The organism is Limibacillus halophilus (genome assembly GCF_014191775.1).
In the GTDB taxonomy this organism is placed as follows: Bacteria; Pseudomonadota; Alphaproteobacteria; order Kiloniellales; family CECT-8803; genus Limibacillus; species Limibacillus halophilus.
In genome coordinates, this window is record NZ_JACHXA010000001.1 from 585,245 (window position 1) to 609,728 (window position 24,484).

Annotated in this window: 21 protein-coding genes; 16 read left to right on the top strand and 5 right to left on the bottom strand. The window is 57.1% G+C overall.

The features are described 5' to 3' along the window. Positions 1 to 11 precede the first annotated feature (11 nt). From FHR98_RS02710 to FHR98_RS02720, 3 genes are read right to left on the bottom strand one after another with little or no spacing between them, the layout of a single operon-like run. On the bottom strand, positions 12 to 515 hold the full coding sequence (locus tag FHR98_RS02710; protein WP_183415072.1) for a (2Fe-2S)-binding protein: 504 nt from the start codon (positions 513 to 515) through the stop codon (positions 12 to 14). Further along, the gene (locus FHR98_RS02715; protein WP_183415073.1) at positions 512 to 1,330 is read right to left on the bottom strand and encodes an FAD binding domain-containing protein; all 819 of its coding nucleotides are present in this window, start codon (positions 1,328 to 1,330) and stop codon (positions 512 to 514) included. The genes FHR98_RS02710 and FHR98_RS02715 overlap by 4 nt, the downstream gene beginning before the upstream one ends. Next, complete coding sequence (locus FHR98_RS02720) at positions 1,327 to 4,320, bottom strand: xanthine dehydrogenase family protein molybdopterin-binding subunit (protein WP_183415074.1); 2,994 nt, start codon at positions 4,318 to 4,320, stop codon at positions 1,327 to 1,329. The genes FHR98_RS02715 and FHR98_RS02720 overlap by 4 nt, the downstream gene beginning before the upstream one ends. A gap of 112 nt (positions 4,321 to 4,432) precedes the next feature. Between FHR98_RS02720 and FHR98_RS02725 the strand changes: the two genes are divergently transcribed. The 7 genes from FHR98_RS02725 to FHR98_RS02755 all read left to right on the top strand — a co-directional run bounded on the left by FHR98_RS02725 (position 4,433) and on the right by FHR98_RS02755 (position 12,397). Further along, complete coding sequence (locus FHR98_RS02725; RefSeq protein ID WP_183415075.1) at positions 4,433 to 5,341, top strand: alpha/beta fold hydrolase; 909 nt, start codon at positions 4,433 to 4,435, stop codon at positions 5,339 to 5,341. Positions 5,342 to 5,343: 2 nt separating this feature from the next. Beyond that, positions 5,344 to 6,924 (top strand): class I adenylate-forming enzyme family protein, encoded by a 1,581-nt coding sequence (locus FHR98_RS02730; protein ID WP_183415076.1) that lies wholly within the window; start codon positions 5,344 to 5,346, stop codon positions 6,922 to 6,924. Between the two features lie 47 nt (positions 6,925 to 6,971). Then, positions 6,972 to 7,757: a GntR family transcriptional regulator gene (locus FHR98_RS02735; protein WP_183415077.1), complete on the top strand. Its 786-nt coding sequence runs from the start codon at positions 6,972 to 6,974 to the stop codon at positions 7,755 to 7,757. Positions 7,758 to 8,309: 552 nt separating this feature from the next. Beyond that, positions 8,310 to 9,092, top strand: coding sequence for an SDR family oxidoreductase (locus tag FHR98_RS02740; protein WP_183415078.1), 783 nt, complete (start codon positions 8,310 to 8,312; stop codon positions 9,090 to 9,092). Positions 9,093 to 9,108: 16 nt separating this feature from the next. Continuing rightward, complete coding sequence (locus FHR98_RS02745; protein WP_183415079.1) at positions 9,109 to 10,245, top strand: pyridoxal phosphate-dependent aminotransferase; 1,137 nt, start codon at positions 9,109 to 9,111, stop codon at positions 10,243 to 10,245. A gap of 29 nt (positions 10,246 to 10,274) precedes the next feature. Next, positions 10,275 to 11,156, top strand: a complete 882-nt coding sequence (locus FHR98_RS02750) for an alpha/beta fold hydrolase (RefSeq protein WP_183415080.1) — start codon at positions 10,275 to 10,277, stop codon at positions 11,154 to 11,156. Further along, entirely contained in the window at positions 11,153 to 12,397 is a 1,245-nt protein-coding gene (locus FHR98_RS02755; RefSeq protein ID WP_246377329.1) for a M20 family metallo-hydrolase, read from the top strand. Before FHR98_RS02750 ends, FHR98_RS02755 begins: the two co-directional genes overlap by 4 nt. On the opposite strand, the gene FHR98_RS02760 is transcribed toward FHR98_RS02755, so the two are convergent. After that, the gene (locus tag FHR98_RS02760) at positions 12,385 to 13,077 is read right to left on the bottom strand and encodes a GntR family transcriptional regulator (RefSeq protein ID WP_183415081.1); all 693 of its coding nucleotides are present in this window, start codon (positions 13,075 to 13,077) and stop codon (positions 12,385 to 12,387) included. The genes FHR98_RS02755 and FHR98_RS02760 overlap by 13 nt on opposite strands. 223 nt (positions 13,078 to 13,300) lie before the next feature. Between FHR98_RS02760 and FHR98_RS02765 the strand changes: the two genes are divergently transcribed. The 9 genes from FHR98_RS02765 to FHR98_RS02805 all read left to right on the top strand — a co-directional run bounded on the left by FHR98_RS02765 (position 13,301) and on the right by FHR98_RS02805 (position 23,521). Beyond that, a complete protein-coding gene (locus tag FHR98_RS02765) occupies positions 13,301 to 14,272 on the top strand; it encodes an isopenicillin N synthase family dioxygenase (protein WP_183415082.1) in 972 nt (323 codons plus the stop codon). A gap of 80 nt (positions 14,273 to 14,352) precedes the next feature. After that, entirely contained in the window at positions 14,353 to 16,143 is a 1,791-nt protein-coding gene (locus tag FHR98_RS02770) for an acyl-CoA dehydrogenase (RefSeq protein ID WP_183415083.1), read from the top strand. A 50-nt stretch (positions 16,144 to 16,193) separates the two neighbouring features. After that, the gene (locus tag FHR98_RS02775; RefSeq protein ID WP_183415084.1) at positions 16,194 to 17,699 is read left to right on the top strand and encodes an aldehyde dehydrogenase family protein; all 1,506 of its coding nucleotides are present in this window, start codon (positions 16,194 to 16,196) and stop codon (positions 17,697 to 17,699) included. A 322-nt stretch (positions 17,700 to 18,021) separates the two neighbouring features. Beyond that, positions 18,022 to 19,041 (top strand): ABC transporter substrate-binding protein, encoded by a 1,020-nt coding sequence (locus FHR98_RS02780; protein ID WP_183415085.1) that lies wholly within the window; start codon positions 18,022 to 18,024, stop codon positions 19,039 to 19,041. Between the two features lie 75 nt (positions 19,042 to 19,116). Continuing rightward, the gene (locus FHR98_RS02785; RefSeq protein WP_221205683.1) at positions 19,117 to 19,947 is read left to right on the top strand and encodes an ABC transporter ATP-binding protein; all 831 of its coding nucleotides are present in this window, start codon (positions 19,117 to 19,119) and stop codon (positions 19,945 to 19,947) included. Then, positions 19,944 to 20,696, top strand: a complete 753-nt coding sequence (locus FHR98_RS02790) for an ABC transporter permease (protein ID WP_183415086.1) — start codon at positions 19,944 to 19,946, stop codon at positions 20,694 to 20,696. Before FHR98_RS02785 ends, FHR98_RS02790 begins: the two co-directional genes overlap by 4 nt. Beyond that, positions 20,696 to 21,433 carry an ABC transporter permease gene (locus FHR98_RS02795; RefSeq protein WP_183415087.1) on the top strand — a complete coding sequence of 246 codons (738 nt, stop codon included), beginning with the start codon at positions 20,696 to 20,698 and terminating at the stop codon, positions 21,431 to 21,433. Before FHR98_RS02790 ends, FHR98_RS02795 begins: the two co-directional genes overlap by 1 nt. Before the next feature lie 78 nt (positions 21,434 to 21,511). Then, complete coding sequence (locus tag FHR98_RS02800) at positions 21,512 to 22,354, top strand: p-hydroxycinnamoyl CoA hydratase/lyase (protein ID WP_183415088.1); 843 nt, start codon at positions 21,512 to 21,514, stop codon at positions 22,352 to 22,354. A gap of 18 nt (positions 22,355 to 22,372) precedes the next feature. Beyond that, entirely contained in the window at positions 22,373 to 23,521 is a 1,149-nt protein-coding gene (locus FHR98_RS02805; protein ID WP_183415089.1) for a CaiB/BaiF CoA transferase family protein, read from the top strand. A 45-nt stretch (positions 23,522 to 23,566) separates the two neighbouring features. Here FHR98_RS02805 and FHR98_RS02810 read toward each other — a convergent pair whose 3' ends face one another. Further along, entirely contained in the window at positions 23,567 to 24,484 is a 918-nt protein-coding gene (locus tag FHR98_RS02810; RefSeq protein ID WP_281369907.1) for a LysR substrate-binding domain-containing protein, read from the bottom strand.

The following is a 24,484-nucleotide window of genomic DNA, read 5'->3' on the forward strand; positions in this document are numbered from 1 at the left end:
CCCGGCGGGATTCATTCAGCCGCGAGGCTATCCGGACCGAGGACGGTCAAGGCCGCATCAACGATCTCTTTGTACCCCGTACAGCGGCAGATGTTCCCGCTAAGCGCGTCGCGAATCTCCGCCTCACTGTAGCGTCGCCCGGTGCGCTTCAACATGGTGAGCGTCATCAAGAACCCCGGCGTGCAGAATCCGCACTGCAAGGCAAAGTGCTCATGAAAGGCTGCTTGCAGGTCATCGAACTCATCGTCGGTGTTCGACAGGCTTTCGATGGTCTCGACGGTTGCTCCTTCGGCTTGAGCGGCGAGCATCAAGCAAGATCTGACGGCCTTGCCCTCGACGAGCACTGTACAAGCGCCGCAAACGCCATGCTCACAGGCAACATGAGTCCCCGAGGCGCCGATTTCGTGGCGTAGGAAATCGCAGAGCAAGGTGCGTGGCTCGGCGTAGGCATCGACTTCTTCGCCGTTCAAGGTGAAGCTGATGGGGTGCTTCTGGCCGTCCTTCAAAGTTCTCACAGCATGGTCTCCCGGATCAGGGTAGCGCCGGCGCGGCGGATCAACTCGCGTCGATAGCGTGCGCTGGCGTGGATATCGTCATAACCGCCGAGGCGCCATGCCAGGGCATTCAGCTTTTCGTCCAAGCTTGCTGGATCAAGATTGGGCCAGTTCACGGCTAGGGGCGTGTCACCGACGCCGCCGACGGCGAAGCGGACACTTCGTTCCTCGACGATGCAGGCAAGGGCAACGATTGCAAAATCACCGTGTCGGCGCGCTATCTCGTGGAATCCTGTGCGGGCGTTCTTGGGAGCGGCCGGGAAGAAGGCGGATACAACGATCTCGTCGGCGCGCTTTGCCGTGCTGAGCATGCCCGTCTGAAAGGATTCCGCGCTCAGGGTGCGTTCGCCCTGGGTGGATCTCAAAGTTACGGTGCCCTCCAGAAGGCAAAGCAGCAGAGGCAGCTCCGCACTTGGATCTGCATGGCATAGCGACCCGCAGACGGTGCCACGATTGCGGGTCTGGACATGCCCAACATGTGTAAGGGCCTCCGCGATAAGCGGTACTTTTGCCATCGCCTCCGCATGGCTCGCCAATGCGCTTTGCGTGACTGCCGCACCAACGGAGACGCCTTTCGGAGTGACCTCGATCCGTTTCAGCTCATTGATGCGCGCGATATCGATGAGGTAGTCCGGCTCCGCAAGGCGCATGTTCATCATCGCCATCAAAGACTGACCACCGGCGATGACACGGGCAGCGTCACCATATTCTGCGAGTGCCGAAACGGCCTCGTCTATAGTGTCAGGAATCAAGAGTGAGAAAGGTGCCGGTTTCATGATTTGCCCCCAATTTTCGTACGCAGCTTACGCATCCAACCGCCGCCACTATCCGGCGCGTCGGGTGCAGCCCGCTTTATCAGCGCGCGGAAGAACTGGTTGACCAGTGCGCGGGCCGCGCCGGAAAGTAAGCGACCGCCCACAGAAGCGACCGTGCCGCTAAGGTGAATTGCATAGCGATAACGCACACAAACTTCACCGTCGCCGCTGGGGACGAGCTCCAGGAATCCGGTGCCGCTGGAGGATCCGAGCGAGCCTTCCAGGGTTCCACTTATTTCGGCGCTTTCATGAAGCTTTAGATTGTTCAGGCGGATGACCGCGTCGAACGTACCGCGTACCGGCCCCACGCCCATGCTGACCACGCCTTTGAAATGCGTATCGGAAACGCGCTCCAGAGATTTGCAGCCTGGAATGATTGCCGCCATTTCGTCTGGATCGAGCAACGTGTTCCAGACAGATTCGGCACTCGCAGGTACAACGGTCTCACCCGAACCCTTCAAGGCGTCGCCGGAATAGTCGACCCTATCGACGCCTTCCGCACCCTCAGATTCAGTATCCGTAGGAGGCAATGGCTCGTCGCCGTTCACCCATTCGAACACTTTGGATGGCGACAACGGCATGGTGATGTCCTCATAGCCGATGGCATCCGCGACGGCGTTAGCTAGGCAAACGGGTGTCGTGTACTGGTTGCCTTCGCCAATGCCCTTGGCGCCCAGCCTCGTGAAAGGCGAGGGGGTTTCGACTGTCTCCACCAGAATTGGATCGACGGCTTCCGGTGCGGTAGCAATCAGATAGTCTGCAAAAGTGCCGGACAGGAACGTGCCGTCTTCCTTGTAGACAAACTCCTCATAAAGACTGGCGCCGACCGCCGAAGCAAAGGAGCCTCGAATCTGTCCTTCCGCCAGCCCGGGGTTGAGGATCGTGCCGCAATCGTGGGCTGTCACGTAGTGGTCGATTTTCACTGTCCCGGTGTCGCGATCAACCTCGACACCACAGAAATCGAAGGCAAATCCATAAGCCAACGACGTATTGATTTCGTCTTGGGCGGAGGTTGGCGTCAGCTCCGGGGCGTTCCAATAGGCGACTTCTCGTATGCCGGGGTCCATGTTGTCCGGGAGACTACTGGGAGACCAGTGCGCAAGTCCGCCGACCCGACGGAACTCCATCCGGTTCTCAGGATTTGCACGCGTTTGGATGTAGCCATCCTTGAACAGCAACTCCTCCGCGGGGACATTCATGTAGGTGCTGGCGATGGCGGCCATCTTGGCTTTCACACGCTCGGCAGCCGTCTTGGCAGCGCTGGTTGACGCCGGCGCGAACCGGCAGGAATAGTTGCCTGCCGCGATCGACCAGTTGTCCTTTTGTGTGTCGGTTTCCAAATTCACCGTAATTTGTCCGATATCGATGCCCAGTTCGTCGGCGACGATCTGGGCCAAGGTTGTCTGGTGCCCCTGACCCTGGGGTGTGGAGTCACCGACGACGCTGACGCTGCCCAGGGGATCGACACTGACGGTGCAAGAGGCGACGGCACCATCCTTTGGTCCCGCTTTCTCACGTTCTTCGGCAGTTTTGAGGGTTGAAATATAACCCATGTTCGATTGGCTCGGTTCGACTGCAGCGGCAAAGCCGATGCCGTAGAGCCGACCTTGCGCGCGTGCAGCATCGCGACGCTTGCGAAGCTCCTCGAGGCCGCCTTGGGCAATGGAGTCCGCGACGACCTTTTGATAGTCGCCGGAATCGATATGCGCACCGGCCGGCGCCTTGTAGGGGAACTGATCGGCGCGAATTAGGTTGTGGCACATCAGATCCAAGGGATCGCGATCAAGCTTCCGGGCGATCTTCGCCATCAAACGTTCAATTGCGAAGTACAGCTGGGGGCCCCCAAAACCACGTACCGCGCCGGTGGGACATTTGTTGGTCATCACGATGTTGTTGATGACCCGCACATTGGGTATCCGATAACAGTTCGTCGATAGACCGTGCATCCGGTAGATGGGTGCAGGCATGGGTGCGCGCAGATAGGCGCCGTGGTCATCCCAGTGCTCCATGCGAAAGGCCTGAACCGTTCCATCGTCGTCATAGGCGGCTTCGATGCGGGTTACCCGATTGGGCGCCACGCTGGCCGCAGACAGGTGCTCTAGTCGGTCTTCGATCCATTTGACCGGTCGCCCGGCGATACGGGAACATACAGCGAGGACGACAATGTAGGGGAAGATGGTCAGTTTTGAACCGAAGCTACCGCCAGAATTTGGAGGGCTGCGGTGGCGCAGCTTGCTACCGGGAACCTTCAACGCGATGGCCATGACTGCGTGGACGGAGAAGGGCCCCTGAAAGTTTGACAGAACATCGTAACCGCCGGTATCGGGTTGATACTCGGCAACGATCCCATAGGTTTCCATCGGCGTGATGGAATTGCGCGGATAACGGATCGTGATCTCTTCGCGATTGGCTGCTTTCTCGAAGGCATGATCCGGCTCGCCATGGGTGAATACCCGACGAGAAACCCTGTTGGAGCCAGCTTCGTCGTGCAACACCGGCGCGCCTTCATCACAAGCCTTCACCGGGTCGACGATGGCCGGCAGGGGCTCATATTCAACCTTGATGTGCTTCAGCGCATCTTCCGCACGATAGCGGTCGGTGGCGCAAACGACGGCAATCGGCTCTCCCACGTACCGCACCTTGTCGTAGGCGATCCCTCGGTAATCCATCGGGTTTTTGAAGCCGACGATGAGCGGTTTAGTGTAAGGGCGGATGTCGGCGCCCGTTACCACGGCCTTGACGCCCTTTTGTTTCAGGGCCTCAGATACATCTATCGAGCGAATCCGAGCATGCGCGTGCGGCGACCGCAAAAATGCTGCGTGCAAAGTACCCTTGGCGACCGGCAGATCGTCGACAAACTTACCGCGCCCACGCAGGAGGGTTTCGTCTTCGTACCGCAGAATGCGCTGGCCGACGTAGGTTTCCGAATCTGTTGCCGCCGCTTTGTGCATGGGGTGCGCTCCAGGATTGCTATTTAAATACAGGTTGTATTATAAAGGAATCGCTGTCAACGAGTCTAGTGCTCCGACCCGATTTAATTTTGTCTACTGGTGGTGCCCGAAAATGTCGCAAGTGATCTTGAACGAGACCGAAACCTTTACCGCCACGATGGACGACGGCGCGGGCATTACAGTGCGCCGGTGGGGTAAAGTGCGGGCAGAGCGTTTCATCATATCACACGGAAATGGCCTTGCGGTCGATGCCTTCAAGGATTTTGGTCTCGACCTTTCCCGGGATTTTGAGGTTGTTGCCTTTGATATGCGTAACCACGGCTCAAACGCCACGCGGATCGGCAACGAAGACAACTGGGCAAGGTTCATCAAGGATTTTCCCCAGATTCTCGCGGCGATCGACTCCGAGTTTGGGGTTAAGCCAACACACGGGGCCTTTCACTCCCTAAGCTCGCTGACCTGTCTCTATTCCCAGGCCGAGATCAGATATCCCTGGAGATCATTGACGTTGTTCGAACCTCCGGCGACACCACCGGCGGACTCCGGCTTGCAAGAGGTGATGCTGTCCTATCACGTCGAACTGGCCAATCGAACAAGAGCGCGTCGCCAGATTTTCGATAACCCGGAGCAGTTGGCGGCCTCCATGCGCCGTTCTCCGGCTTTTGCGCGGATATCCGATGATTCAATTCTTAGGCTGGCGCGTGCGACATTGCGGGCTGACGGGGCGACTTGGCGTCTTGCCTGTCCTGCGGAATTCGAAGCGGCGACCTATGAGATCGCCAGCAATATAGCCCGCTGGCCTGGTTTGGCCCGCATTGACGTGCCGGTGCGTATCGTCTTGGGTGAGCGCGAAGATCATAGCTCTCCCATCCTCGTCGAGATCGGCGAACTCTTGGCGAAAACCTTTGGTTTCGACAGCCAGGTACTGCCCGGCACAACCCATTTCATGCAGCTCGAGAAGCCAGCGCACTGCGCCGAACTTGCGCGGAACTTTGCCAGCCTTAACAGGAAGGAGGCCTGACTATGCCGACCCAACCCGCACAGCCAAACGCAGGAACGCTCCTCGATCGGCTCTGGCATTGGGCGTCAGCAACGCCTGATAAACTTGCCGTGGAGACCCTTGCGGATGGCCAATTGACCTACCGCGAGCTTGCGGAGAAGTCGGACAGTTTCGCCGCGGCGCTTTGGCGTCTCGGCATCGGCCCCGGCGACCATATTGCTATTCAGTTGCCCAGCGTGCCTGAGTTCTTGGTAGCCTACTACGCCGCTTGCCGGATAGGTGCGGTGCTGACGACCATGCACGTGCCTTATCGTCAGGAAGAGTTGCGCCCGATGCTCAAGTTCGCCAAGGCACGTGCTGCGATCTGTACGGTCGTCGGTGCTTATGACGCACCTGAAACCATGCTGGCCTTGGCGGGCGAAATCGATAGCCTGGACCATGTCATTGTGGTTGGTAACTCGGTTCGCGAGGGCTGCCTTTCGTTTGATGCGATGGTCGAATCCGGCGATCCAACGACCTTGCCGCCGATGCCGGGTCCGAATGCAACCTGTACGCTATGCTTTACATCCGGTACGGCCGCGGCACCCAAAGGTGTCGAGCGTAAGCAGGGCCTGATGGCCGAAAACGCAGCCCGCTTCGTCGAGATGATTGAGATGACCGGGGACGATCGCGTGATGATCGCGCCACCTTTGACCCATGTCTTTGGCTTGCTGTGCTCCGGCAATGCCGTTTACTGCGGAGCCACGATCCTTCCCGTGCCTCTTTTCACGCCCCAAACCTACGTCGATTTTCTGACGACGTTGGCGCCGACCGTGATTTACTCGGCCCCGGCGCATTTGGCGGCGACCCTAAAAAGTGGTGTGCTGGACCGAGAGCCCCCGCCTTCGGTGCGCGACGTTATAGTGGGTGGTTCCATCTGCCCCCCAGAGGTGGCTCGCCAATTCGAGGATAAGTTACCTAACGGTCGCGTCGGATGTTTGTTCGGCATGACCGAGGCTCTGCTGACGACGCAGACCGATATCCACGGAACCCCTGAGGAGCGGCATGGAACGGTTGGCAAGTTGGCCGACGGCCTTGCTCTACGAATTGTCGATGATGCCGGCAACTCGATCGAGGCGCCAGATTGCGGCGAGCTTCAGTTGAGCGGTTACTCGATCCTTTCCGAGTACTGCGACAATCCAGAAGCCAACGCCTCATCCTTCACTGCGGACGGTTGGTTCAGAACCGGCGATCTGGCCTATTTGGACGAAAAAGGTAACATAGTCATCACGGGACGGTTGAAGGACATAATCAATCGCGGTGGTATCAAGATCAATCCGGCCGACATTGAAAGTCTTCTGGATGGTCACGAGAACATCATTCAGTCGGCGATTGTGCCAATGCCAGACGAAGTGTTGGGAGAGCGAATCTGCTTGTATGTTGTGCTCAAACCCGGCTCGACAATCACGCTGGAGGAGGTCCTTGCTTATTTGCAAGACAGAGGAACCGCGAAGATGCGTTGGCCGGAACGACTTGAGATCGTCGATGAGATGCCGATGACACCGACGCGTAAGATCAGGAAGGCTATTCTCATTACCGACATACGCAATAAGATGGCCTCGTGATGCGGCCCACTGCCAGCAAGACGGCTTAGAAGACGAAGGAATCGATCGTGGCTTCAATCAGTGAATCTGAGACTCAGTCTCCCCCGACTGTGCGGGGAAAACGGGGGCGGCCTCGTGGCAGCGGCACGCAGTTGGTCTACACCAAGCTCCGCGAGGAAATTCTGCGATTGGTCTTGAAGCCCGGCGATCATATCGACGAGGTTCTGCTTGAAGCGCGATTCAAGGTGTCACGGACCCCGATACGCGAAGCCTTGATTCGTTTGCAGGCTGACGGTTTGGCCCGATTTGCCCCCAACCGCGGGCACTATGTCTCCAGTCTTGATTTTGCCGAGATTCCGAAGATTTTTGAGGCCCTTGATGTCCTTCAATCGGCAATCCTGCAGATTGCGGCCACCAGGCGCAGCGAGGAACACCTTGACCGCATGAAAGCCGTCAACGAGGAGTATCGGGAGGCATCGGAGAAGGGCGATCATACCGCCATGACCGAAGCCAACCACGCGTTTCATCTGATCACGGCTGAGGCCGCTGGCAATCGGATCCTGAGCAGTGCTTACGAATCGGTTTTGAATTTTAATTTGCGGGTTACCCGACTCATATTTGAGACGGCGGCACGGGACTCGAACGTGCCAACACCGTACTACAACCGTATCTATGACGAGCACAGCGAGATGATTGAACTACTGTCACGTCGTGACAGCGCGAAGTTGGCCGAACTTTCCAAGGAGCACACCAATCTGTTCTATGGCAAGATTAGGCGCTTTCTGCAGTCGAACGCCGCGGTGGACGTCGCGTTCAGATCCTTTGTCGACGACGACCAGTCGGAACCCGCCTAGGAAATAGCCGAAACAGGCGATCAGTTCACCTAAGCCGTCGCTGAGTGTTCGCTGCGAGGGGGCTGAAGGCAGACGGCCTCATGCTGGAACTCGGTTCAGCATTCGGACCAAGCATCATTAGATTCCTGACTTCTATAGCGAGAGCCGGTCTCGGGCTTTGTTCGCTTGGAATGCCATGGCGACAAACCGAAACGTCTTCGGACTTGTACTGTTTCCAGCCTTCAGAATAGGTGGCCGTGGTTGTGGCGGCGGGGCTCACCCGCCCTCGGACGCAGGCGGCGAATGGGAGCGGGTTGTGTTGCATAGCGGTTGCCGACGAGCGACCGGCCCTCACAATGCCCACCGGCGATGACACGCGTGCCACCTTCTAATCTGTATGTGTCTCGAGAAAATGTATACAAAAACATCAAAAAAACATACACAAAGAAGAAAATCACATTATAATCTTACCGAGACGCCGCTCAGATCATGCTGAGTCGAGGGTAATACTAATGAATTAGCGCGCCAGAAATGTCGTTCAGCCGAAGCGGCGCCATCAGGAGGAGTCTTAGAATGGATTTGGATTTGAGTGGCAAAACCGTGCTCATCACGGGCGCGTCGAAGGGAATTGGGCAGGCTGCGGCGTTAGCTTTCGCCAGAGAGGGGTGCAATCTTTATCTGTCGGCGCGCTCGGCGGAACGCTTGGATCAAGTCCGTGACGAAGTGATCGGGACACACGCTGTCACGGTCACGACGTTCCCCAAAGACCTTTCAACGCCCAAATCCATGATCGAACTGGCAGAGGCCTGCCAAGACGCTGATATTCTGATCAATAATGCGGGCGATGTCTCCTCCGGCCCTTTGGATTCTTTGTCGGACGACGATTGGCGCGTTGGGTTCAACCTGAAGGTCTTTGGCTATGTGACTTTGACGCGCGAGCTTTACCAGCACATGAGGGCTAGAAAGTCAGGCGTGATCATCAATGATATCGGCAATTCGGGCGAAAACTGGGACGCGAATTACATTGCCGGGAGTACCGGGAACGCAGCGCTTATGTCCTTCACCAAGGCGCTAGGCGGTGCGAGTTTGAATGATGGTGTGCGTGTTGTTGGCGTCAATCCGGGGCCAGTCGCGACGGATCGTATGCTCAAGTTGATGAAACGCCGTGCGCTGGACTGGTATGGCGACGAAAGCCGTTGGGAGGAACTCTTTGAGAAGTATCCGGGCGGTCGGCCTGCCACCCCTGAGGAAGTGGCCGATCTCATGGTCTTTCTGGCCTCGCCCAAGGCAGGGTACATCACCGGCACCAACGTGACGATCGATGGCGGAATCTCCGCGCGCGGCTCAATCATATAAGGGCTGGGCGTTCATCATGAGAGATTTTGAAAAGAAGAACGCGTACTTCGATGGGTTGCTTGCCGATCCTCAACTGAAGTGGCTTGGTCAGAATACCAACCATGTTCCTATGCATCCAGCCGTGCGCAAGGCGATGATCGAAGCGGTGGAAACCGAGAGCTTTCACGCCTATGCGCCTCCGGCCGGCTTGGAAGCGCTCCGCAAAGCCGTGGTGGCCGACCTTGGCCTGGGTGGTGACGCGTCGGCGTTGATCACTGACGGTGCCGTTGGCGGTTTGTTTCTCGTCTGTCGCGCGTTTTGCAAACCAGGAACGAACTTCGTGACCACCGATCCCGGCTGGAAGTGGCCGATGCAATTTGCCAGGCAAGCGGGCGCTGAGGTGCGCGAGATCCCAATCTATAGCGCTGAGAATGCCTATCGGCTAACCCCGGCGATGCTCGAAGACGCTGTCGATGAAAAGACGTCGATCATCTACATCGTCGACCCCAACAACCCACTGGGCATCTGCTATACCGAAGGGGAGATCGAGGCTTTCTGCGCAATCGCGCGCAAGGTTGGCGCAATTTTTCTGCACGACTGCACATACCGCGACTTCGCTTATTCCCACACTCTCGCGGCCCGGTTCTATCCTGAGCGTAGCGTTACGAGCTATAGCTTCTCAAAATGGCTGGGGTTGGCCGGAATGCGGGTCGGCGCTTTGGTTTCCTCCTTGGATATTATTGAATTCCTCGCTGAACTGTCTCCGACCACGCTGGGGGGCAGCATGGTGGCGCAGCGTGGCGCACTTGCCGGCCTTGCAGTGAAGAATGAATGGATGGCGACAGTGCAGTCCATTCAGCGCCGTAATCAGCAAGCAATCGCGGATACGGTAGCGGGTATAGACGGTTTATCCCTACCGGTTTATCCCTCGAACGGAAATTTTCTGGTTATCGAATGCGCCGATCTGGGCATCGCTCCCGAAGCGCTGGTTCATGCCTACCAACAGCGTGGAATCATGATCCGGCAGGGGCGCTATCACACACCGCGTTTTGGCGACCGATTCATCAAGGTTAGCACCACGGTGCCGGAATCTTGGATCGAGGAATTCTGCGCGCTCTTGCCGGAGATGATAGAGACCGCGCGCGGTGTCAACGCTACCGATCAGCTTTTCTGATATCCGTGTCACACCTGTGAGGAGCCGTCATGAGTGCCGCCGTAACAGACGATCAGGTCAAGCTTTATTACGAAGAATCCGGCGAAGGCAGCGCCATTGTTTTTGTCCATGAATTCGGTGGCGACCATCGGAGTTGGGAGCCGCAGATGCGATTTTTCGCGCGGCGGCACCGCTGCGTCACCTTCGCCGCCCGTGGCTATCCACCCTCTGACGTGCCTGCCGATTTCACCGATTATTCGCAGAAACGGGCGGTCGATGACATCATCGCCGTGATGGATGCCGCAGCAATCGAGAAGGCACATGTCGTTGGTCTCTCGATGGGTGGCTTTTCGGCTCTTCATTTTGGGTTGGACCACCCGGATCGCGCGCACTCGATTGTTGTCGCGGGTGCTGGATATGGCGCCGAGAAGGAGTTTGAAGCCTATTTTCGCGACGTGTCGCTGGATGTAGCGCGGCAGTTCGAGGTGCAAGGAAGTAAGGAGTTTGCAAAGACCTATTCGCTTGGCGCTTCCCGCGTTCAGTTTCAAAACAAGGACCCGCGCGGCTGGCGGCAGTTTGCCGAGGAACTGGGGCAGCATTCGGCACTGGGCTCGGCGAACACCATGCGCGGCGTACAGGCGCGCAGACCTTCGATCTACGACCTGGAAGATAGGCTAAAGGTGATGACGGTTCCCACGCTTGTTATGGTCGGCGACGAGGACGACCACTGCCTTCAGCCGGGCATTTTTCTGAAGAAGACCGTACCGAGCAGCGGCCTGTTTATAGCGCCAAAAACCGGCCATACCCTCAATCTTGAGGAGCCGGAGCTTTTCAATCGAATGCTGTCGGAGTTCTTGGCGCAAGTGGAGGCGGGCCGGTGGGGTGTTCGCGACGCTCGGGCGCTCCCCTCAGAGATTATGAAAACCTCATGATGATTGTAGGTCCAGCCGCTTTTGTGGACGAGGCCCGCATTTGGCACCGTCTCGAACAGCTTGCAGAATTCGGTGCCACGCCCGGTGGCGGCGTCAATCGGCAGGCATTGTCCGAGCAGGATGCGCGCGCGCGCCTACAACTGGCGGCCTGGGCAAAAGATCTGGGGCTCAGCACAAGATCCGATCCGGCAGGAAATATTTTCCTTGTTCTGGAGGGGAGCGATCCCGACGCACTTCCAATCCTGACCGGCTCCCACATTGATAGCCAACCAACAGGTGGAAGGTTTGACGGTGCTTACGGCGTTGTGGCCGGCCTCGAAGCGGTGCAGGCCGTTCTGGAGGCAGGACAACAGCCCAGGCATACCATCGAAGTCGTTGCCTGGATGAACGAGGAAGGTTCACGTTTCGCGCCTGGAATGATGGGCTCCGCAGCCTTTGCCGGCGCGCGCGGCCTCAACGATATTCTGGCCGTTCAAGATGACAAGGGCATCTCCGTGAAGACTGCGCTGGGGTCGATGCCCGGGTTTCCCGAATATCCTTTAAGGCGATCAATTTTCGCCTACCTCGAAGCACATATAGAGCAGGGCCCGATCTTGGAACGGGAGGGACTGACGGTTGGCATCGTGACAGGGATCCAAGGCAAACACACCTACCGGGTGACCGTGGAGGGGGAGGAAGCTCATGCGGGCACGGCTCTTGAAGCTGAACGCAAGGATGCTTTGTTCGCCGCCATCGATCTGGTGCAGGAGCTCCGGCATGCGTTGCACGATCCAGAGGACCGCGTGCGGTTCACCATAGGCGCTTTCACTGTCCGACCGAATGCACCTTCAGTGGTGCCGAGTTCGGTGGTGTTCTCAATCGACCTAAGACATCCAGAACAAGAAGTGCTGGTGGCCTGCGGTGCGAAGATAGAAGAGCTCTGTCAGGAGCGACCGGGGCCTTGCCGCATCGTGCTGGAGGAACTGAGCCGGGCGGCTTCGCTCAGCTTCCCGCAAGCCATGCAAGATCGCATAAGCGCGGCCGCCGATGCTTTGGGTATCCCGTCGATGCGGTTGGCATCAAGCGCGGGACATGACGCCCGCTACCTTCACCAGATCGCCGAAACCGGCATGATTTTTGTGCCTTGCCGAGATGGCGTCAGCCACCGGGAGGATGAATGGGCTTCACCTGCGGCGCTTGCCGATGGCGCCAAGGTTTTGGCGGACGTCTTGTATGGCCTCGCCCTCGGTCATCCGGCCTGACTTGCCTTTGATGGCGTTGCGACTTCCGGGGGCAAAGTGGCGATGAAATCAGTCAAATTCTCACCAAGCAGATTGACATGATCTCGCATAGCACGGGCCGCACCGTCGGCATCTCCAGAGAGAATCGCGTTGATGACCAATTGGTGCTCATGGATTGTAGCCACCATGCGCCCTGGACGGTACGTCACATGCCGCCTGTAGGGGCCGACACGGTTGCGCAGTTGATTGGTTTGCTCCGCCAGGAATTCGCTCTCCGAAGCTTCATAGATCAACTCATGAAACTCGCGATTGATCTCGTAAAATGCTTCGGGCTCGTCGTTATCGAGGGCCACGATCAAACGGTCATGAATTTCCTGCAAACGCTTGCGTTGCGGACTCGTCATACGGCGAGTAGCGAGGCGGGCGCAAAGCCCCTCGAGTTCAGCCATGACTTCGAACATCTGAATCAGTTTTGGCAAGGTCAAAGATGCGACCGTGGGGGTGTGACGTGATCGCATATCCACCAAACCCGACGACGCGAGTTGCCGAAGAGCTTCGCGCACGGGGGTGCGGGAGACATTATGTCGAACCGCAAGCGTCTGTTCATCGAGTCGCACGCCCGGCGCCAACTCGCCAGATAGAATCTGTTGTTCAAGAATATGGCGGAGATCGTCCGCTCTTGTTGCCGATTTCGTTTTCATGCTCTGCCTTTTCCGCGCCACAAGATTACCGTACTGTCAAAATAGTATACACAATTACTGAAATTGTATGTAAAATAAAGTCAGTGCTGTTGATCTATTGGGGCGGTTCGTTCGCGACCCTTGTCGTTCATAACACGAGAAATGGGAGAATGCAGCCATTGACGCTTGCGGCGGAAAGGCAACCGGTCTTTCTAAAGGGTGGGACGATGGGAGAGTTGAGGTAATGACTAACTTGCCGGTCATAGACATGGAGCGGCTCGGGGCATGTTCAGGAGATCGAGGTTTACAGGACACAGCCGCTGCAATCCGCTCGGCCTGCCAGGACGCCGGGTTCTTCTATCTGGAGGGGCATGGAATTGACGCGGTATCGATCACCGCCGCCTTCGAAGCCAATCGAAAGTTTCATGCACAGCCATTGCCGATAAAGCAGCAGATCGCCTACAACCGATGGCATCGCGGGTATCTTGGGTTTGGCGGCGCCCAACTAAAGGCCTCATCGCGCTATAAACCGGCGAGCGCACCAAACCTGATGGAATCTTTTTTCCTGCGGCACGAGGTTGCTGCGGACCATCCCGACCGTCTTGAGGGGCGGCCGCTTCAGGGGCCTAACCAATGGCCAGCAGACCCGGGGTTCAAAACGGCCATTAGCCGATACGACTTTATGTTGAGAGATCTTGGGTTGCGGCTTTTGCCCGCATTTTCGGTAGCCATAGGGCAGGACCCGACATTTCTGCAGCAGTATTTCAATCCGCCATCGACGGCCCTTCGTTTGAATCATTACCCGCCGAACCCTGCAAAAGGTGGACAAGAGGCCTTTGGCAGTCACCCGCATACCGACTACGGGTTCTTGACGCTGCTTCTACAAGATAATGTTGGTGGGCTTGAGGTTGAGGGTGACCGGGGGAAATGGTTCCCCGTGCCTTATCGCCCGAACGCATTTGTGGTCAACATCGGCGATATCTTCGCACGTTGGACCAACGATGTTTTCAGATCAACGCCCCATCGCGTGATCAACAAGTCCGCGGACCGGGGCCGCTATTCGATAGCCTATTTTTTCGATCCAAATTTGGAAGCTGTTATCGATTGTTTTCCCGCCTTTAGAGAAACTGGCGTGTCGAAGTATGAACCGATCCGCTTCATCGATTATTTCACCGGCCGGCTCGACGCCAATTATCATCGCGCGAAAACAGTTTAGGGCCCGGTGGCGAGGGTTCTCGATTCAATGCTGTTCGGGGCTCCCCGGAATGCAAGATAAGAAGGTTCAGTAGCAAAGTTATGCCGATTTACAAAGCGCCGACCACCGATATCCGGTTTGTCCTTGAGCATGTTCTGAACATCGCCGATTACGCGAACTTGGAAGGATTCGGTGAATTTGGCAGCGACGATTTGAGTGCGCTTCTAAACGGTGGCGCGAAGATTTGCGAAGAGGTCATTCAGCCGCTCAATCAGTCAGGAGACCTGGAAGGCTGCCGTTTTGACGATGGGACGGTGACAACTCCGGAAGGTTTCAGGCGCGCGTACAAGGTTCTTGCTGAAGGCGGCTGGATAGGCTTGGCATCGGACCCGACCTACGGTGGGCAGGGGCTTCCGGGGGTGCTCGCCGAAGCATTCTATGAAATGCTCTCCGGCGCCAACATGGCCTTTAGCGGATATGTAGAACTGAGCGAGGCTGTTTTCGCCGCCATCTATGCGCATGGCGATGCGGCGCAAAAGCAAATCTACCTTCCAAAGCTCGCCGCGGGTCATTGGACGGGCGCGATGCACCTGACCGAATCACAGGCAGGGTCCGACCTGCGTCTGATCAAGACCAAGGCAATTCCACAGGATGACGGCACGTACCGTCTTTACGGCAGTAAGACCTTCATCACCAATGCCGAGCACGATCTGTCGGAGAATATCGTCAACCTCGTTCTTGCCCGCCTACCCGATGCACCTGCTGGCACACGTGGCTTGAGCCTTTTCATCGTTCCCAAGTATTTGGCTGATGAGAACGGCGAACCCGGAACGCGCAATGGCGTTTTTTGCAGTTCGCTCGAACACAAGATGGGGCTGCGGGCGGCGCCGACGGGAGTGATCAATTACGAGGCAGCCTCCGGGTTCCTTCTTGGTGAACGCAACCAGGGAATCTCGGCCATGTTCACGATGGTCAACGACGCGCGCATGGGGGTGGCGCTCCAGGGTCTGAGTATTGCCGAGGTTGCCTATCAGAACGCCGCCGCTTATGCCCGTGAGCGACGGCAGGGCAGGTCTTTATTGCCGGGCAACAGCCAAAGCGATGAGCCAGTCGCGATAATCGAGCACCCCGATGTTCGGCGGATGTTGTTATCGATGCGGGCCTTTACCGAAGGGGCTAGAGCGCTTGGTCTTTGGGTCGCCCTGCAAATTGATCTTTCAAAGAGGCTAGAAAACGAGGATGAGCGGGCAAAAGCGGATGGCCTCGTTGCCTTACTGACACCTGTCATCAAAGCCTATTTCACGGATGCCGGGTGCGAAGCGGCAGACATGGCTATCCAGTGTTTCGGCGGTTATGGGTATGTGCAGGATAGTGGTGTGGAGCAGTTCTTGCGTGATGTCCGCATTACCCGAATCTACGAAGGTACCAACGGGATTCAAGCGCTCGATTTAGTGCGTCGAAAGCTTGATCTCCAGGAGGGGCGGCCTCTGTCATCATTCTTTGGCATCATCGAAGAATCAATCAGCGCGGCTCGTCAGGACGCCGTCTTTTCGTATGAATCCAACACGCTGGCCAGAGCACTGGAAGACCTTCACCAGGCTGCCGGCTGGATGCGCGATCATACAAGAGGGGACGTTGTCGAGGCAGCCGGAGGTTCAACGGACTTCCTCCGCCTTTTCGCCTTGGTTGCAATGGGGTGGATGTGGATGAGGATGATGGTGATAGCCCAAAGGGAATTGACGCAAGGGCGTGGCAACCTCGACTTTTGGCGAGCAAAGCTGACGCTTGGCCGGTTCTTTTTCCGTCGCATGCTTCCAGAGACGCGTTTGCTGAACGGGCGCGCGATGGCTGGTGCCTCCGATCTCATGCAGTTGGCGGCCGATGAGTTTTAACCTCCATAGTCGGTGCACTCACAACCATTGGATAACAGGACCCTAAAAAGATGTCGGAATCACTTCTAAAGACCGTGCCTGCTAACTCTCTGCATTACGGCGGTCAATGGCGCAAGGCACGTGGCCGTAGCAAGATCCTTGTTCGAAACCCCGCCACGCAGGAGGTGCTTGCCGAGGTGCCGGCTGCCGAGGAAGAGGATGTGGCTGCGGCTGCGACTGCGGCGCGGGAGGGGTTTGCCGTCTGGGCATCGTTGGACGCCGCAGAGCGCGCGCGCCTCATGGTCGTCCTAGCCGGGATTATGAGGGCAAGAATGGACGACTTGGCAGCCCTGGAGTCCCTGGTCACTGGCCGCGCGATACGAGAGATGCGTGCGCAGATGGGTCGAATTCCCGAATGGCTTGAGTATTTTGCCGCCATCGCACAGGGCCTCGAGGGCGAGTCCAACAGGGTCAAGGGAGGGTTCGTGACACTCACTCACTACGAGCCGATCGGGGTCGCAGCGCTACTGACGTCGTGGAATCACCCGATCCTGATCCTCGTGAAAAAGATGTCGGCCGCACTGGCTGCAGGAAACACCTGCCTCATAAAGCCCTCTGAGTTGGCTCCGGTGTCCGCACTTATCCTTGCCGACTGGTGCCGTGAGGCTGGCTTTCCACCAGGCGTCGTCAATGTCGTAACCGGGGAAGGTGCAACCGGCGCGGCGATCTGCAGGGCTCCCGACGTTGGGATGGTCGACCTGACGGGCGGCACGGCGACCGGCCGGAAGGTGGCGGCTATTGCCGCCGAGCGCCTGATACCGGCAATGCTGGAGCTGGGGGGCAAGGCCCCAATCGTCATTTGGGACGACGTGCCGTTGGAAGAGGCCACTGCGGGTGCGCTGTTTGCGGCTTTTGTTGCATCGGGCCAAACCTGCGTTTCCGGCACGCGGTTTCTGGTCTCGGACAAAATATACGAAGCGTTCGTCGCTTCCTTGAAAAAGCGGGCGGAGGCGATACGGGTAGGCGACCCCAGTCAGACGGAAACCGATATGGGGCCGGTTATCTCTCAAGCCTCGGCGGCGCGTTGCCACGAACACATCGCCACTGCATTGGCGGAGGGAGCACGGCTGGTTACAGGAGGCGGTAAGCCGGTTTTGGCGGCGCCTTTCGATTCGGGGAATTTTGTTGAGCCGACTGTTTTTGCCGATGTCCGGCCTGAAATGCGCTTGTTCCAAGAAGAGGTATTCGGTCCGGTGGTTTCGGTAACGCCGGTCAAGTCCGAGGAGGAAGCCGTTCAGTTTGCCAATAACAGCCCGTTCGGCCTTGGAGCAGGTATCTGGACGCGCGATGTCGGCAGGGCTCATCGCTTGGCGTCGGCTGTGCGTGCCGGTGTGATCTGGATCAACGATCATCACAAGAATGATCCGCGATCCATTTGGGGTGGTTTTCAAGACAGTGGGCTTGGGAAGGAGAATGGCTGGGACGCCCTGAAGAGTCGGATGCGTAAGCGTAGCGTGATTGTCAGAACGGCTCCGAATTTCGATGATTGGTTTGCCGGAGGCGCGCGCTACGGCTGATCTCCTGAAGGTGGTAGGCGAACGCGGGTGCCGGGGGAAATCGCATGCGATTTTCTTGTTGTATGCAGTTTTGATCTATTTGTGTAATTTAATCGTTGTTCTGGACATCCGAGCTGCGTAGAATGTTTTCGCAATGTGCCCGAGAGGGATTCCCTTTGTGGAATGGGCGCATTGCAGGGGGCGCCGGATACTCGCTGGGGCCCGGGTAAGCGACCGGACGCTGGCTCTTTTGAGGGTTCTCCACCTGGGCCCGAAGACAGGGAGGCTTAGCGCCGGAGATCATTAGAAAGCGCTTAAAAAGGGAGAGTGGGAGATGCGAGTTTTGACGCTAGAAAAATTCAAGGGTTACCTCGGTGGTGCCATCGGTGGGGCCCTGGCGGCCGCTGTCATCGTCATTAGCACCGGTCAAGCCATGGCTCTAGAGCAGGTGTCCATGCGCCTCAAGTGGCTAACACAAGCGCAGTTCATCGGATTCTATGTCGCCAAAGCGAAGGGCTTCTATGAAGAAGAGGGGCTCGACATGACGATCAACCCCGGGGGCCCGAATCTGAACGGCGAATCTATGGTGGCTGCTGGTGCGGAGAATTTCGCAGTCGCCGGCGGGGCGGAAAACATGTTGAAAAGCCGCGCCAAGGGCTTGCCTGTCATCGGTATCGGCATGATGCTTCAGCGGACCCCGTCCGCCTACGTCGCGCACAAGGGCGCGGGGATAGGCTCGCCCAAAGACTTCAAGGGAAAGACCGTTTCTACGTTCTTCACCGGTGCGCAGAACACACTGTTCGCCGTTTTGTCGAAGGAAGGCGTAAGTAAAGACGAAGTCAACGTCATTCCGCAGGCGGTTTCACTGGCGCCCTTCATCGACAAGCAGGTGGATGTGGCAACAGTCATGCTGTTTAACGAGTTGAACGTTCTAAGAAATCGTGGTGTGGAGGTTGAGGTTTTTCAGGCTGAAGATTACGGCGTGAGCTTCCCAAGCGACACAATCATCACGAATGAGACGATGATCAAGGAGCGCCCCGAGACCGTCCAGGGGTTCCTCAACGCTTCGATCCGTGGATGGAAGTACGCTTACGAAAACCCGGCCGAAGCGATTGACATTCTCATGGCGGCGGCGCCGAGCCTGGAGCGTCCACACCAGACAGCCATGCTGGAAGAGCTGAACAAGCTTGTCGTGGCCGATAGAGGCACGACAGACGGTATTGCCGTTCTCGACGTCGAGAAGCTCGAAGGTGTACGGGAGTTCCTGATTGAAAATGGAGAGCTGCCGGAGAGCGTCACGCTTGCCGAGTCGATAAACACTTCTTTTTGGGATGCGGTTCCCGCAGCCTACAAGAAGCCCTGATCGGCCGGTAGCACACACCACCCTTGGAAACTTCCGGGTTGGGTTACACTCATCTTTTGCGCAGAGGTTAATCCGTTGGCTAGTGCTACCTCCGAATCTCAAGATCGGCCTATCATCCAGTTGGAAGGTGTATCCAAGACCTTCGACGGCGGCGGCAGAAAGGTCGTCGCCGTCGAGGGGGTCGATCTTGCCGTCAAGTCAGGAGAGTTCGTCACCCTGGTGGGGCCAAGCGGTTGCGGCAAAAGCACCCTGTTCAACATAGTCGCGGGCCTGCTGGATGCCGATGCAGGAAGTGGTATACGGTTTAAGGGCGAGCCCCGACAGGGCCGAGATCTGCTGGGAGCGGTGTCATTCATGCCGCAACGGGATCTCCTGCTTCCCTGGCGTCGCATCATCGACAACGCAACAATCGCTTTGGAAGTCGAAAATGTACGCCGGAGCGATGCCCGGAAGCGGGCGCAGGCCATGTTCCAGGATTTCGGCCTGAGCGGATTTGAGAACCACTATCCGCACCAACTTTCGGGCGGAATGCGTCAGCGAGTCGCTTTGATGCGCACGTTCTTGTTTGAGCGCGAGCTCTTGCTGTTGGACGAGCCGTTTGGCGCGCTGGATGCGCTTACGCGCATGATCATGCAGCGGTGGCTTTTGGATATCTGGCAAAAACACCGTCGGTCCATTCTGTTCATCACCCACGATGTCGATGAGGCCATATTTCTGGGGGACCGGGTGGTGGTGATGACCTCGCGGCCCGGACGAATAAAGCTTAGCAAGGAAATCAAACTGCCGCGCCCACGTGATCCGAAGATGACCACGTCGCCGGAGTTTTTAGACATAAAGGCCGAATTGCTCGAGGCGATCGAGGAGGAAAGCATCAAGTCATTCCTTTCCGAGGACTCTGAGACATGACGGGATGGCAGGTGAAATGCCAACCCTTGGCCGCTTTGTGCGCCGCTCTCATCCTGTGGGAGATTCTGGCGCGATACTACGCCACCCCATTTCAGGTGATTCCGCCCGTATCCGCCATCCTTTCGGACATGGTTGGTAGTGGCGATGTGCTAGTGCGAGGGTTCTTGCGAACCTTACTGGAAACCTTACTCGGGTTTGTTCTCGGTGCCTTGTTCGGCTTCGCGATGGGGGCGATTTTCGCCGAGGTGCGCATTTTCGAGAAAATGTTTTTTCCTTTGTTTGTTGTCTCGCAAACAATACCGGTAATCGCATTTGGTGCTTTGGTCGTGATCTGGTTCGGCAATGGGATAATGTCGAAGGTCATGATCGCGTTTTACCTGACCTTCTTTCCGGTGACAGTGAATACGCACCGCGGATTGCTATCGGTGGACCAGCAACGCGTTGATCTCTTCAGAAGCTTCGGTGCGACCACCTGGCGCATCTTCTGGACCCTGCGCTTGCCATTCGCGCTTCCGACCATCATGGCGGCTCTTTTGTTGGGCGTAAGCCTTAGTCTGATTGGTGCCATCGTGGGCGAGTGGTTCGGCGATACGGTCGGCCTCGGTGTTATGCTGGTACAGGCCATGTATGCCGAGAACATGGTGAGGCTTTGGTCGATCATCGTGTCCTGCGGGCTGCTCGGAACGGGCCTCTATGGCGTGATCGCCTGGGTCGGTCGGCGTTACGTGTGGTGGGGGGGTGAACTGTAATGCTGGAGCGCGCAGGCTACCTGGTGTTTGGCATACTGACCATCGCTTGTGTCTGGGAAGCAGCAATCAGGCTGTTTGAAATTCCCCCGTTTATCCTACCGCCAATTGCCAGCATTCTGGGCGCGGTTTGGGATTTCTTCCCGTCGCTGATGCGCGGCCTTGCGGCAACACTGAAAGTCGCTGGCATTGGATATGTGGCTGGATCGCTGGTGGCTGTTGCCTTGGCGGTGGCAATGACACTCGTGCCGCTTCTTGAACGCATCTTCAAGCCGGTCATCGTTGCCATCAATTCCGTTCCGGTCGTCGCGTATGTTCCTCTCAGCCTGGTCTGGTTTGGCATGGGGTCGGGATCCAAAATAGCAATGGTCATGCTCGCCGCGGGGTTCTCTGTTTTTGTGAATGCACTCCAGGGTTTGAAGGCAATCGACCGCTCCGCGATCGATCTCTTCCGCAGCTTTGGCGCTGGGCCGCTGCGGATTGTTTGGATGCTGCGCTTGCCCGCAGCGCTGCCTGCCATCATCACCGGCCTTCGTGTGGCCGTGGTTCGCAGCATGATCATTGCCATCGTCGCGGAGATGCTGGGCGCTTACGAGGGGCTTGGGCGAATCATCTATGAATCCACGCAGCAGATTGAGTTTTTGAAGGTGTGGGCGGCTGTGGTCGTCGCCTCCGCCGCGAGCATGTTGATTTACGGCCTTTTGGTCCTGACAGATCGCCATCTGGTTTGGTGGCGATAGCGCCCAATGGAAATGGCCGATGGCGATGGTTGCGGAGGATTGTCCCGCAAATAATTTGCACGAAGGAGATGTTGAAAGATGAGCGCGCCAGAGCGGAAATTCGTTAAGGTCGATATCAAGGATGGAATTGCCTGGACCTACCTCAATAGGCCAAAGAAGAAAAACGCCATGAACCCGGGTTTGCATCTCGAAATGCACGACACGCTGGATGAGCTTGAGGCCGATCCGAAGGTCAAGGTTGTGGTGATCGCTGGAGCCGATGGCGTCTTTTCGGCTGGACAGGACCTCAAGGAATATTTCCGCGGGCTTGAGGATAATCCCTCCGAGGCAAAGCGCATTAGGCTTATTTCCAACCGTTGGCAGTGGGAAAAGCTCTATATGTACGACAAACCTACCATTGCGATGGTGGAGGGCTACTGCGTTGGCGGTGCTTTCACACACATGCTTGCGACCGATTTTGCGATAGCCGGTTTCGATACGGTCTTTTCGCTTTCCGAAGTGAACTGGGGCATTCTGCCAGGCGGCATGGTTAGCAAGGCGCTGGTGGACACAGTATTGCCGCGGCACGCGCTCTATCACGCCTGCTTGGGCGAGCCCTTCGATGGCAAGGAAGCCGAAAGGATTGGCTTGATCACCCGCGCGGTTCCCAATGGGAAGGTGCAGGAAGAGACCTTAAAGCTTGCTGAAAAACTGATGTCGAAAAGCCCAGCGGCCTTGCGCGGCACCAAGCAGGCGATCCGACACGTGCGCCAAATGGACTTCACGCAGGCGGCGGAGTACATGCAGGAAAAGAAAAATGCCATCCGCGTGGGCGACACGGAGGACTCCTACAAGACGGGTCTCAAACAGTTTCTCGACGACAAGAGTTACCGGCCCGTCTATGGCTCGTTCAAGATGCGCGCTGAGCGCGGCGAAGAATAGCGATCAAAGGAGATAGACATGCCCGGTCCGTTGGAAGGATTCCGTGTCGTTGAGCTTTCGACCATGATCACCGGCCCGCTTACAGGGATGCTTTTGGCTGATCTGGGGGCTGAGGTGATTAAAATCGAGAATCCCGAAGGCGGGGATCCCTTTCGCGGTTACGGCGGTGGAACCTACAGCGCGCAGTTCTGCACTTACAACCGCAACAAGCGCAGTGCCGCCGTTTCGCTAAAATCGGAATCCGGCCGGCGATTTCTCGAACGCCTCGTGGTCAAAAGCGACGTTTTGATCGAGAACTTCCGGCCTGGTGTCCTGGAACGATTGGGCTTCAGCGACGCGCGATTGAAGGAGCTGAATCCTGCCTTGATTCGCTGTTCGATAACAGGGTTCGGAAAAGACGGGCCTTATGCAGCGCGCCCCTGTTACGACGCTATAGCCCAAGGGCTAAGCGGCATGTCGAGCCAATTCCTTGATCAGGAAAAGCCGCGTCTTGCGGGAACGACGATCTCTGACAACGTGACGGGACAGTACGCCTGCTATGGCATTCTGTCGGCGCTGCTTGAGCGAGAGCGGACGGGCAAGGCCAGGCGGGTCGACGTCAATATGCTTGATGCGACAATGGCCTTCATGCCGGAGCCTTTCGCTTACTTGACACAAAACGGCGAGATAGCCGATGCCTATCTTCGCGTCCGCAACTCGCAAGCATATGCATTCCGCTGCAGTGACGGGAAGATTATCGCTGTTCATATGGCTTCCCAGCAGAAGTTCTGGGAGCGCTTCGCCAAAGCAGTTGAGTTGCCGGAGTTGATCGAGCATCCGTCGTGCCTGACCCTGGCCGGTCGTGTCGAACACTACGATATGATTCTCGAGAAGGTCGGACAATCGGTTGCCGGTCAGGCTAGGATTTACTGGATGGAGCGCCTGGAGCGCTACGACGTACCCTTCACGCCGGTCAACAGCATTCCGGAGGTCTTCGAAGACCCGCAGGTGCAGCACCTCGATAGCTTCGCCAAAGTTACACATAAACTGCAGGGCGAACTGACGATCTTGAGGCGACCTGTCCGGTTTGATGGTCAACGGGATGACCAGCCGATGATGGCTCCCCCCACATTGGGAGAACACACAGAAGAACTGATGCGGGAGTTCGGCTTCGACCCCGTTTCCTAGAACATCAGGCGCCCCGCCAGGTTCACGCCCATAGAGCGTCGCCTGTTACTGGCACTCTTGCTTCGAGAACTGCTCGATAATCCAGGCATTGAACAGCTTGGTTGCATGAGATGGCTCGTGCTCCTTCGGCACCGCGAGAAAGAACGCTCTGCGCTTGATCGGGGGCGCATCAATGATGCGGACCAAGCTGCCATCGTTCAAATAGCGTTGCATCAGGGGCGGGCCTATCAAGGCCACCCCCTGTCCATCAAGGGCGGTTTGGACGACGTTGTTGTAAGTATTGACTGTGATCCCCCTGGGCAGTTTATCCACTTTCACGCCCTGCTCTTTGAACCAATGCAGCCAGGTAGTCTGAATGTCGTACTTGCCTTCTAAATGGATAAGTGGGAGCGCCAGGAGTTCGGCCGGATGATTGATCGGCGGCAGCTTCTCTGCGAAGACCTTGGCCGCTGTGGGGAAAATATACTCTTGCACCAAAAAGGTGAGGTCGAGGCCCACAGCCTCGACGGCGCCGTAGCGGATCGCGACATCGACGCCTTCATTTGTCAGATTGAGATCCGTATCGGAGACCAGGAACCGCATTTCGATTTCGGGATGCTCCTGCCTGAACTGCCCAATCTTCGGCAGCAACCAAAGCGATGAGAAGCCGGCACTTGATGTAATAGTAATGGTGTTCTTGGAATCCTCGCGGCGGATCTCGTTGGTGCCTTTAAGGATGCGCTCAAGCGCAAAAGATACGGTCTCAAAATAGCGTTCCCCGGCCCGCGTCAAGCGAAGCGTTCGGTGAAGGCGCAAAAACAAAAGCACGCCCAGATAGCTTTCCAGCGCTTTTATCTGTTGGCTCACAGCCACGCGCGTAACGTTCAGTTCCTCAGCGGCCCGCGTAAAGCTCAAGTGTCGCGCTGCTGCTTCGAACGTGATCAGGTAATTCGGCGGAGGGAGCTTAAATCGGAGTCTTTGCAT